The 11,096-nt window shown below is 54.4% G+C and carries 11 protein-coding genes; 5 read left to right on the forward strand and 6 right to left on the reverse strand.

Going from position 1 to position 11,096, the window contains the following annotated elements; all coding sequences use genetic code 11:
- Nucleotides 1–278 (forward strand): hypothetical protein (locus B9Y90_RS27160; RefSeq protein WP_217809000.1); only part of this gene is annotated, 278 nt, incomplete at its 5' end.
- 36 nt (nt 279–314) lie between these two features.
- Here B9Y90_RS27160 and hemG read toward each other — a convergent pair.
- The 4 genes from hemG to pepQ are packed head-to-tail and all read right to left on the reverse strand — an operon-like array spanning nt 315 to nt 4,298.
- Entirely contained in the window at nt 315–848 is a 534-nt protein-coding gene (gene hemG / locus B9Y90_RS24800) for a menaquinone-dependent protoporphyrinogen IX dehydrogenase (protein ID WP_039289253.1), read from the reverse strand.
- 11 nt (nt 849–859) lie between these two features.
- Nucleotides 860–2,311, reverse strand: a complete 1,452-nt coding sequence (gene trkH, locus B9Y90_RS24805; RefSeq protein WP_008455438.1) for a Trk system potassium transporter TrkH — start codon at nt 2,309–2,311, stop codon at nt 860–862.
- Nucleotides 2,312–2,352: 41 nt separating this feature from the next.
- Nucleotides 2,353–2,967 (reverse strand): IMPACT family protein, encoded by a 615-nt coding sequence (locus B9Y90_RS24810; protein WP_085542985.1) that lies wholly within the window; start codon nt 2,965–2,967, stop codon nt 2,353–2,355.
- A complete protein-coding gene (gene pepQ, locus B9Y90_RS24815) occupies nt 2,967–4,298 on the reverse strand; it encodes a Xaa-Pro dipeptidase (RefSeq protein WP_039289251.1) in 1,332 nt (443 codons plus the stop codon). Before pepQ ends, B9Y90_RS24810 begins: the two co-directional genes overlap by 1 nt.
- A gap of 190 nt (nt 4,299–4,488) precedes the next feature.
- Here pepQ and fadB point away from each other — a divergent pair, with 190 nt between their 5' ends.
- Nucleotides 4,489–6,678, forward strand: a complete 2,190-nt coding sequence (gene fadB, locus B9Y90_RS24825) for a fatty acid oxidation complex subunit alpha FadB (protein WP_085542986.1) — start codon at nt 4,489–4,491, stop codon at nt 6,676–6,678.
- Between the two features lie 9 nt (nt 6,679–6,687).
- Complete coding sequence (fadA, locus tag B9Y90_RS24830) at nt 6,688–7,851, forward strand: acetyl-CoA C-acyltransferase FadA (protein ID WP_085542987.1); 1,164 nt, start codon at nt 6,688–6,690, stop codon at nt 7,849–7,851.
- 119 nt (nt 7,852–7,970) lie between these two features.
- On the opposite strand, the gene fre is transcribed toward fadA, so the two are convergent.
- Entirely contained in the window at nt 7,971–8,672 is a 702-nt protein-coding gene (gene fre / locus B9Y90_RS24835) for an NAD(P)H-flavin reductase (RefSeq protein WP_039289248.1), read from the reverse strand.
- A gap of 47 nt (nt 8,673–8,719) precedes the next feature.
- Nucleotides 8,720–10,213 (reverse strand): 4-hydroxy-3-polyprenylbenzoate decarboxylase, encoded by a 1,494-nt coding sequence (gene ubiD / locus B9Y90_RS24840; RefSeq protein WP_139827497.1) that lies wholly within the window; start codon nt 10,211–10,213, stop codon nt 8,720–8,722.
- A 179-nt stretch (nt 10,214–10,392) separates the two neighbouring features.
- On the opposite strand from ubiD, the gene rfaH reads away from it, so the two are divergent.
- Together rfaH and B9Y90_RS27165 are read left to right on the forward strand one after the other, a co-directional pair.
- Nucleotides 10,393–10,881: a transcription/translation regulatory transformer protein RfaH gene (gene rfaH, locus B9Y90_RS24845; protein ID WP_039289246.1), complete on the forward strand. Its 489-nt coding sequence runs from the start codon at nt 10,393–10,395 to the stop codon at nt 10,879–10,881.
- Nucleotides 10,881–11,096 (forward strand): hypothetical protein (locus B9Y90_RS27165; protein WP_217809001.1); only part of this gene is annotated, 216 nt, incomplete at its 3' end. The genes rfaH and B9Y90_RS27165, both read left to right, overlap by 1 nt.

Raw genomic sequence — 11,096 nt, forward strand, 5'->3', positions numbered from 1 at the left:
ACTCTTCAAGACTTGATATTTGTTTGCATCCGAAGATGCTGAGATATCAATCCTGCGAGTGCCCACACAGATTGTCTGATAAATTGTTAAAGAGCAGTGCTACTTTCTCAGTAGCGCGGGCTGTGCATATTACGCTTTCCCGCTGCGTAGTCAAGCATTTATTTTTCGCTTCACTCCGCCTGACACGCCGCTTTGCAAGCCGTTGTTCCGTGTCAGTGGAGGCGCATTATAGGGAGTTCTTCGGCGGTGACAAGCGTTTATTTAAAAAAACTTTCTGACCGCATTCTTTTTCGCCAACCCGCTTATTTACAACGCTATTTGGTGCTTAACTGTGCAATTTCACGGGCAAATCGGGCTACCTGCGGCCAATCGGTATAAACCACTTCTTTACTTGTATCCGTTTCACCGTCGGTCATTTTCATAATTAAGCGGATCATGAAGCGGTCCAGCCAGCCATAACGCGGGTAACGCAGCGCACCAGCAAACACGGCACAATGATCGGGCTGCCAAACCGAGTTCAGCAAAAACTTGCGGGTATAAGGGTTTGTCTGCGGCGAGCGCTTCTCTGGTTTACGGGCAACGAGGTTGACCGCGAAAAATGCACTCGCGCGCTCCTTCAGCTGCAGCTGATACTTTTTCACGAACGCCTCAACAGAGGCATGGAAATGTCCGTAGCGAATAGAAGCACCAATGATCACCCGGTCGTAATTAGCCCAGGAGATTTCCTCGCAGCGATGAAGATTGACCACATCGCTCTCCACGCCCAGCTCTTTCAGTTCAGAAGAGATATAAGAAGCAATCTCACGAGTTTGACCATCTCGGGTCGAAAACAGAATTAAGGTTTTCACACAGGCTCCGATTACTCACGCCAGAAAGTAGGCGTGAACAGGACTAACAGGGTAAACACTTCAAGGCGACCAAACAGCATATTCACGATCAGGATCCATTTAGCCACAGGATTCATGCTGGCAAAGTTATCCGCCACCACGCCAAGGCCGGGACCGAGGTTATTCAGCGTTGCGGCAACAGAAGCAAAAGCAGAGAAGTCATCGACGCCGGTCGCGATGATAGCCAGCATACTGACGATAAACACCAAAGCATAAGCAGAGAAGAACCCCCATACGGCTTCAAGGATTCGTTCCGGCAAGGCACGATTCCCAAGCTTGATGCTGTACACGGCATTCGGGTGCACCAGGCGTTTCAGCTCGCGGTTACCTTGTTTAAACAGCAGCAGGATTCGAATCACTTTCAGGCCACCGCCGGTAGATCCCGCGCAGCCACCGATGAAGGCAGAGCAAAGCAGTAATACCGGCAAGAATAACGGCCAGCGAGCAATGCTGTCCGTGGTAAAGCCCGCGGTGGTCGCCATCGACACCACCTGGAAGAAAGCCTGGTTCAGCGTCTGCCAGGCTGACTGGTAGGTATTGTGGAACCACAACACTAGCGTGCAAACCAGAACCAACGAGAGCTGCACGCCGATAAACATCCTAAATTCCGGATCGCGCCAGTACACCTTGAGGCTACGCCCGCTCAGCAGCGAGAAGTGCAGGCTGTAGTTACAGCCAGAGATCAGCAGGAAGATAGCAATAATGGTATTGATGGTTGGGCTATTGAAGTAGCCCACGCTGGCGTCGTGTGTCGAGAAGCCGCCAATCGCAATAGTAGAGAAACTATGCCCGATAGCGTCAAACGCCGGCATCCCTGCGAACCAAAGCGCCAGCGCGCAGGCAATCGTCAGCAGGACATAAATCAGCCACAGCGTCTTTGCTGTTTCAGCAATACGCGGGCGCATTTTGTTATCTTTTAGCGGCCCCGGCATTTCTGCCCGGTACAGCTGCAACCCGCCGACGCCAAGAATAGGCAAGATAGCCACCGCCAGGACGATGATCCCCATCCCGCCGAACCATTGCAGCATTTGCCGATAGAAGAGAATTGCGTGTGGTAAAGAGTCCAGCCCCACCAGCGTTGTCGCCCCGGTGGTCGTCAGGCCAGAGAAGGATTCAAAAAAGGCGTCTGTTACCGTCAGGTTCGGCCGCTCGGCGAAGACAAACGGCAGTGCACCCACGCTGCCCAGCACGGTCCAAAACAGCACAACAATCAGGAAGCCTTCCTTCGGTTTGAGATCTCTTTTTTCGCGGCGGTTCGGCCACCACAGTAAAGAGCCTATCGCCAGCGCAACGAAAAAGGTTTGAGTAAAGGCGCGGCCGGCACCATCGCGATAGATTAGAGCCACTAAGCCGGGGAGGATCATGGTTCCGGAAAAGAGGATAACCAACAGGCCAACGATTCGGGTAATGGCGCGAAAATGCATTTCAGCCGCTTCCTTAAATATCTATAAATAACGAGGTGGGATTATTGTTCAAACGGCAATAAATGCAACGCACCACGGCTAAAGTCACTCAGCCTGGCGCTGAAGGCAGCCAACTGGGTTTGCGGCAATGCGACTCGCAGAGCAACGATGGCCTGGAAGTCGCTTTCCACAATAAAACCATCGCTTTGCTTGAGCAGTGCTTCCAAACCCGCCAGCTGCGAATAGTCGCACTGCAAAGTATATTCGGTTAACGGCACTTTGAGCACTGTAGAAAGCTGGTTTAACGCCAGTTGGACACCGCCGCCATAGGCTTTCACCAGACCACCAGTACCCAGCTTCACCCCACCGTAGTAACGCACCACTACCGCAGTGATTTCACCAATCCCTTTCCCCATCAGTTGGGCTAACATCGGTTTTCCTGCAGTGCCGGCAGGCTCTCCGTCATCCGAGAAACCGAGCTGCTGCGAGTCATCCGGCGCGCCAGCAACCCACGCCCAGCAGTGGTGACGGGCGTCCGGGTGTTCAGCCCGGGCTTTCTCAACAAATGCTTTAGCCGCTATTACCCCGTCCGTATGGGCAACAAGGGTAATAAAGCGGCTTTTTTTGATCTCCTCGCTGACCGTGACGGGCTCAGCGGGGATTGGCCAGCTTTCCATTACGCGAGCTTCAGGTTACGCGTCATGTTTTCGATGCTGTTTTCATAGATAACGACGTTATCTTCAATACGGATGCCACCAAACGGCTTCAGCGCTTCAATACGCTTCCAGTCGAAGTGCTTGCTGTACTGCCCTTCACGCCACGGTGCCAGCAGCGATTCGATAAAGTACAGACCTGGCTCAATGGTCAGCACCATGCGAGGTTCCAGTACGCGGGTGCAGCGCAGATAAGGATGCTGCGAAGGTGCCGCCAGGTGCGTCCCTGTATCGTCCTGCATAAACCCGGCTACGTCGTGAACCTGCAGGCCTAACGGATGCCCGATGCCGTGTGGCATGAACGGGGTAGTGATCCCGGCTTCCAGCATTGCCTCTTCACTGATGTCGTTTACCAGCTTGTGGCGACGCAGCAACTTAGCCAGGCGCTGATGGAACTGGATGTGGTAGTCGGTATAGCGCACACCGGACTTCATGGTGTCGATAAGCGCCAGTTGCTCTTCGTTCACGTCTTTAATCAGATGAGCAAAATCGCTGTCGCTTTGGGTCGTCCAGGTTCGCGTCAGGTCGGCGGCATAACCGTTATATTCTGCGCCAGCGTCGAGCAGGAAGCTGCGAATTTCGGCAGGTACGCGGTGATCCAGCTTAGTGTAGTGCAGCACCGAAGCATGCTCATTAAGCGCCACGATATTGCCATACGGTACATCGGTATCGCGGTGGCCGGTCGCCGTCAGGTAAGCGATGTTAATATCGAACTCGCTCATACCGGACAAGAAGGCTTCGTGCGCAGCGCGGTGGCCGACGACTGCCGTTTTCTGTGCTTCGCGCATGCAGGACAGTTCGTAGTCCGTTTTATAAGCGCGATAATAATGCAGATAGTCGATAACCCCTTTCGGGTTGATATTGGCTGGCGTGATATCCAGCTGCAATGCACGCTCTGGCACCGGGCCAATATAACCAATATTGCCGCGTGCGGCAGGCAGCTGACTGCCGATACCGTCGGCTTTTGGCAGCGCAATCACGTCAATATCATCAGTCCAGAAGGATTCCGGCAGCGGCTCTACGTTGTGCCAGTAATCCACCGGCAGATAGAACCACAGCTTCGGCTTATTCACACCGTCCACCAGCAGCCAGCAGTTAGGCACCTGGGTCACCGGCACCCAAGCCTTGAACTGCGGGTTTACTTTAAACGGATAGGCATGGTCATCGAGGAAGACATTGAACAGCTCCCCGGAGTGAATAAGTAATGCATCAAGGTTAAAACGCGCCAGAACGTTGCGGGTACGCTCCTGTAGCGTTGCCACATGATCTTTATACAGCGCGGCCAGTGATTCCATAATTTATCCTTCTGTTTTTGTCTCTGTTCGCATCGCATCTTAGCATACCGGACAAACCACCGAGTTATTTCCGCCGCCTGTGATCGAGCTTGCAAATATTTAAAGAGAAATTTGCATTTCATTAACATCAATTCCACACTCCGCTTCATCTGGTACGACCAGATCCCATTGCTGGATTCAGGAGACTGACATGCTCTACCAAGGTGAAACCCTACATCTCGACTGGCTGGAAGACGGCATCGCCGAACTGGTTTTTGATGCCCCCGGCTCCGTCAACAAGCTGGATACAGCGACCGTCGCCAGCCTCGGCGAAGCGCTGGCCGTGCTTGAAAAACAGCCGAACCTCAAAGGCCTGCTGCTGAGCTCCAGCAAGTCCGCCTTCATCGTTGGCGCCGACATTACCGAATTCCTGTCGCTGTTCCTGGTCCCTGCCGAACAGCTGACCCACTGGCTGCAATTTGCCAACAGCGTGTTTAACCGCCTGGAAGATCTGCCCGTCCCAACCATCGCCGCAGTGAATGGCTATGCGCTGGGCGGCGGATGCGAATGCGTGCTGGCAACCGATTATCGCCTGGCAACGCCGGATGCCCGCATTGGCCTGCCGGAAACTAAGTTAGGCATCATGCCGGGCTTTGGCGGCTCCGTTCGCCTGCCGCGTTTATTAGGTGCCGATAGCGCGCTGGAAATTATCACTGCGGGCAAAGATGTTAGCGCTGCAGAAGCGCAAAAACTTGGCCTGGTTGATGGCGTGGTAAAAACTGAAAAACTACGCGATGGCGCCCTGGCAGTCCTTCGCCAGGCAATCAAAGGCGAGCTGGACTGGCAGGCTAAACGCGCCCCGAAACTGCAGCCTCTACACTTAAGCAAAATCGAAGCCGGTATGAGCTTCACCATTGCTAAAGGCATGGTGGCGCAGATCGCCGGGAAGCATTACCCCGCGCCAATGACTGCGGTAAAAACCATTGAAGCTGCCGCTGGTCTTGGCCGTGATGAAGCCCTGAAGCTGGAAACCCAAAGCTTTGTGCCGCTGGCTCGCTCCAATGAAGCCCGCGCTCTGGTCGGCATCTTCCTGAACGATCAGTTTGTCAAAGGCAAAGCGAAAAAACTCACCAAAGATATCGAAACGCCTAAACACGCGGCCGTACTCGGTGCGGGCATTATGGGCGGCGGCATTGCTTATCAGTCAGCCTGGAAAGGCGTGCCGGTCTTAATGAAAGACATTAACGAGAAGTCACTGGCGCTGGGCATTAATGAAGCCAGCAAGCTGCTGAACAAACAGCTCGAGCGCGGCAAAATTGACGGCATGAAGCTGGCTCAGGTGATTTCGACCATCCAGCCAACGCTGGAATACGCCGGGTTCGATCGTGTGGACGTTATCGTTGAAGCTGTAGTTGAAAACCCGAAAGTGAAAAAAGCGGTACTGGCGGAAACCGAAGATAAAGTTCACCCTGATGCCGTGCTGGCTTCCAACACTTCCACTATCCCGATTAGCGAACTGGCCAGCGTGCTGAAACGCCCGGAGAACTTCTGCGGGATGCACTTCTTCAACCCGGTGCACCGCATGCCGCTGGTTGAAGTCATTCGCGGAGAAAAAACCTCAGACGCGACCCTCGCCAAAGTGGTGGCATGGGCAAGCAAAATGGGTAAAACCCCTATCGTGGTCAATGACTGCCCGGGCTTCTTCGTCAACCGCGTGCTGTTCCCCTACTTTGCAGGCTTTAGCCAGCTGCTGCGCGACGGCGCGGATTTCCGTCAGATCGATAAAGTAATGGAAAAACAGTTCGGCTGGCCAATGGGCCCGGCTTACCTGCTGGACGTGGTCGGGATTGATACCGCCCATCACGCACAGGCGGTCATGGCCGCAGGTTTCCCGCAGCGTATGAGTAAAGATTACCGCGACGCGATCGACGTTCTGTTTGATGCCGGACGCTACGGCCAGAAAACCCAGCAGGGTTTCTACCGCTTTAAAGAAGACAGCAAAGGCAAACCGCGCAAAGAGCAGGACGAAGCTGTTGATAGCCTGCTGGCAGACGTAAGCCAGCCTAAGCGCAGCTTCAGCGACGAAGAAATTATCGCCCGCATGATGATCCCAATGGTCAACGAAGTGGTTCGCTGCCTTGAAGAAGGCGTGATCGCCAGCCCGGCAGAAGCCGATATGGCACTGGTTTACGGCCTCGGTTTCCCTCCGTTCCACGGCGGCGCGTTCCGCTGGCTGGACACCCTGGGCAGCGCGAAGTATTTCGATATGGCGCAGCAGTACCAAAACCTCGGCCCGCTGTACGTCGTGCCTGAAGGCCTCAAGGCCAAAGCATCACGCAACGAGCCGTACTATCCCCCGGTCGAGCCAGCCCGCCCGGCCAGTGATTTGAAAAGCGCCTGAGGAGTGAATATGGAAAAGGTTGTTATTGTTGATGCCATCCGTACGCCGATGGGCCGCTCTAAAGGCGGTGCGTTCCGCAACGTTCGCGCTGAGGATCTGTCGGCGCACCTGATGCGCAGCATTCTGTCCCGTAATCCGGCACTCGAAGCCGCAGCATTGGACGACATTTACTGGGGCTGCGTCCAGCAGACGCTTGAGCAGGGTTTCAATATTGCCCGTAACGCATCGCTTCTGGCGGAAATCCCTCATTCGGTGCCTGCTACCACGGTGAACCGCCTGTGCGGTTCCTCCATGCAGGCGCTGCACGATGCAGCACGCATGATTCAAACTGGTGACGCGCATGCTTGCCTGATCGGCGGCGTGGAACACATGAGCCACGTACCAATGACTCACGGGATTGATTTCCACCCAGGCCTTAGCCGCAACGTGGCAAAAGCCGCGGGCATGATGGGCCTGACGGCTGAAATGCTCTCCCGCCTGCACGGTATAAGCCGTGAAATGCAGGATCAGTTTGCCGCGCGTTCCCATCAGCGTGCCTGGGCCGCTACAGAAGCCGGGCACTTCAAAGCTGAAATTATGCCGACCAGCGGTCACGATGCCGACGGCGTTCTGAAGCGTTACGACTACGATGAAGTGATCCGCCCGGAAACCACGGTTGAAGGCCTGGCGGCGCTGAAGCCCGCTTTTGATCCGGTCAACGGCACCGTCACTGCAGGCACATCTTCGGCACTGTCCGATGGCGCATCTGCGATGCTGCTGATGAGCGAAACTCGCGCCAAAGAGCTGGGCCTGAAAATCCGCGCTCGCGTTCGCTCTATGGCCGTCGTCGGCTGCGACCCGTCCATTATGGGCTACGGCCCAGTGCCTGCATCCCGACTGGCGCTGAAAAAAGCAGGTCTGACCGCGCAGGATATTGACCTGTTTGAGATGAACGAAGCGTTTGCCGCCCAGATCCTGCCGTGTATTAAAGATCTGGGGCTGATGGATAAGATCGATGAGAAGATCAACCTGAACGGCGGAGCTATTGCGCTGGGCCACCCGCTGGGCTGCTCCGGCTCGCGTATCAGCACCACGCTTATCAACCTGATGGAGCGTCGCGACGCGCAGTTTGGCCTGGCTACCATGTGTATTGGCCTGGGTCAGGGCATTGCGACCGTATTTGAACGCGTTTAATAAAAAACGAAACTGAGTTTAGTTGCCGTGTTTCCCGCCTGTCAGGGGCGGGTTTTTTATTTCTAAAAGATAAAAAAAACCACCGACGATGCGGTGGCTTATTCTGACGGCGAACGGCCTTAAATAAAGGAGAAAGCGTCGCCGAACATGTGCTCAACCAGCGCCCCGCGCTCGTTACAGAACAGGTCACGGGCAATTTTTGCCATTTCGAACCGGCCTGCGATATAGATATCGTGCCCGCTCAGGGAAGCGTGATCCTGCATAACGGCGGTAAGCACAGTCCCGCTTCGGCCACGCCAGCCTTCTTCCGGCTGCTCCACCACGGCTTCAACACGAAGATTAGGATGCTGCAGAGTCAGCCCTTCCAGCTCGGACAGGTCGTAAAGATGCTTCTCTTCACGGCCACCCCAATAGATTGCAATTTCACGCTCTGGGTTACGCGCCAGCGCCGTCAGCAGAATAGAACGAACGTAAGAGAACCCAGTCCCGCCGGCAATCAGGATAAGTGGACGATCTTCGTCCTCGCGCAGCCACGCATCACCGTGTGGCATATCAACCACAATTTCCTGCTCTTTCAGAATACGGTCCATGACCGCCATGGCGTAGAGGTTGAGCTCAGAGGCACCAATATGTAGCTCAATGAACTCACGCTCGCTCGGCGTGGAAGCCATAGAGAACGGGCGTTTATCCCGCTCATCCATCACTACCATCAAATACTGCCCGGCCTGGAATGAGAAATCGCCTTCCGGCAGCAATCGAACGCGATATACCGTGTCGGTTATCGCTTCTACCGAGGTCACTTTACAGCTTAAGGTTGTCATGCGTCCCCTCTGTCGGGTCAATAATGCTAAACCGTAAAGGTCGCCGCTCAGGCGCCTTTGTCGTTATCAAAAATAGCCAGTTCATCCCAGATTGCATCAATACGCGCGCATACCTCAACATCTTTCTTGATTGGGCGCCCCCATTCACGCTGGGTTTCGCCCGGCCATTTATTGGTGGCGTCCAGTCCCATTTTAGAGCCCAGCCCGGAAACCGGGGAGGCAAAATCCAGATAGTCTATCGGCGTGTTATCCACCAGCACCGTATCACGGGACGGATCCATGCGCGTAGTGATCGCCCAGATAACATCGTTCCAGTCGCGCGCATTAACGTCGTCATCGCATACGATAACAAACTTGGTGTACATAAACTGACGCAGGAACGACCAAACCCCCATCATCACTCGCTTGGCATGCCCGGCATACTGCTTTTTGATCGTTACCACAGCCAGGCGGTATGAACACCCTTCCGGCGGGAGATAGAAATCAATAATCTCCGGAAATTGTTTTTGCAGGATGGGCACCAGCACTTCATTCAGCGCCACACCCAACACCGCAGGCTCATCCGGTGGGCGGCCGGTATACGTTGAATGATAAATCGCATCCTGCCGCTGAGTGACATGGGTTACGGTGAACACTGGGAAGCTATCCACTTCGTTGTAGTATCCCGTATGGTCGCCATATGGGCCTTCCGGTGCCATTTCACCAGGCTCAATGTAACCTTCCAGCACAATTTCCGCACCTGCAGGAATTTCAAGATCGTTGGAGATACATTTCACGACCTCGGTTTTAGTCCCGCGCAGCAGCCCGGCAAAAGCATATTCGGACAGCGTATCCGGCACCGGCGTCACCGCCCCAAGAATGGTTGCGGGATCTGCACCAAGCGCTACAGAGACAGGGAAGCGTTCACCCGGGTGAGCCTCGCACCACTCCTGGAAATCCAGGGCACCGCCGCGATGAGACAACCAGCGCATAATCAGCTTGTTTTTGCCAATCAGCTGCTGGCGGTAAATACCGAGATTCTGGCGCTCTTTGTGCGGACCACGGGTCACAGTGAGCCCCCAGGTAATCAGCGGGGCAACGTCTTCCGGCCAGCAGCGCATGATCGGAATGCGATTAAGATCGACTTCATCCCCTTCCCAAACCTGTTCCTGGCAAGGTGCATTTCGCAGACGTTTAGTCGGCATATTCAGAACTTGTTTGAACTGCGGCAGCTTATCAAACAGGTCACGGAAACCTTTTGGCGGCTCCGGTTCTTTGAGGAAGGCCAGCAGTTTCCCGACTTCACGCAGGGCAGTAACATCTTCCTGCCCCATGCCCATCGCTACGCGTTTCGGCGTCCCAAACAGGTTACACAGCACCGGCATGGTGTAGCCTTTCGGGTTTTCAAACAGCAAAGCCGGGCCACCGGCTCGCAGCGTGCGATCGGCAATTTCAGTCATTTCCAGATTCGGATCGACAGGCAATGCGATACGTTTGAGTTCGCCCTGCTGCTCAAGCAGCGCAAGAAATTCGCGTAGGTCGTGGTATTTCATGCAATTTATCGTGACGTCGGATTTGGCCGTCATTATACGGACTTCAGCGCCGGCATGCTGTATTTTTGTTAAATTAGCGTGAAACCGGCCGCCTGCGACCGCGTCCGGACAGGTTATACTGAAGCTGTGTATCTCTGCGAAGGACGTTTTGTTATTCTGACGCGCTTAAGCGGGCGAAAAGAGAAATTATGCAATCCTGGTATCTTCTTTACTGTAAACGTGGTCAATTACTGCGCGCCAAAGAGCATCTTGAGCGCCAGGAAGTTAATTGCCTTACACCAATGATCACGCTGGAAAAAATGGTGCGTGGTAAAAGAACTGCGGTCAGCGAGCCTCTGTTCCCTAATTACCTGTTTGTCGAGTTCGATCCGGAATCCATCCATACCACCACGGTGCATTCCACCCGTGGCGTCAGCCATTTTGTTCGCTTCGGCGCGCAGCCGGCAACGGTACCGGAAACCGTGATTCATGAACTGATGCACTATCAAATAGAGAACATCATCGACCCGGAAACGCCGTATCCCGGCGACAGCGTGGTGATTACTGAAGGGGCATTCAAGGGATTAGAAGCCATTTTTGCTGAGCCAGACGGCGAGGCCCGCTCGATGTTACTGCTGAACTTACTGAACAAGCAGGTACAGCAAAGCATCAGGAATACTGACTTTCGCAAGGTTTAATGCAAAAAGGCCAGCATCTGCTGGCCTTTTTCAGACTGCTGACTAACCCCACTGTTTTTTGGTGGGGTTCTGTTTTTGAGCGACCGCAGGTCGCGATCGCGATATTTTTTCTCTCACCCTGCCAGCGTTTTCAGCCACAGCCTCCGGGCCACATATCCCCTCATGAAGGCCGTCACCATGCTAAAAAGCCAGCAAAGATGCGCCAGCAGCGCCAT

The organism is Cedecea sp. NFIX57 (genome assembly GCF_900177785.1).
Classification (GTDB): Bacteria; Pseudomonadota; Gammaproteobacteria; order Enterobacterales; family Enterobacteriaceae; genus Cedecea; species Cedecea neteri_C.

Coding starts and splice junctions, on each gene's coding strand:
- B9Y90_RS24810 (WP_085542985.1), bottom strand. CDS start 2,967: ATGGAAAGCTGGCCAATCCCCGCTGAGCCCGTCACGGTCAGCGAGGAG.
- fre (WP_039289248.1), bottom strand. CDS start 8,672: ATGACAACCTTAAGCTGTAAAGTGACCTCGGTAGAAGCGATAACCGAC.
- fadB (WP_085542986.1), top strand. CDS start 4,489: ATGCTCTACCAAGGTGAAACCCTACATCTCGACTGGCTGGAAGACGGC.
- trkH (WP_008455438.1), bottom strand. CDS start 2,311: ATGCATTTTCGCGCCATTACCCGAATCGTTGGCCTGTTGGTTATCCTC.
- pepQ (WP_039289251.1), bottom strand. CDS start 4,298: ATGGAATCACTGGCCGCGCTGTATAAAGATCATGTGGCAACGCTACAG.
- rfaH (WP_039289246.1), top strand. CDS start 10,393: ATGCAATCCTGGTATCTTCTTTACTGTAAACGTGGTCAATTACTGCGC.
- fadA (WP_085542987.1), top strand. CDS start 6,688: ATGGAAAAGGTTGTTATTGTTGATGCCATCCGTACGCCGATGGGCCGC.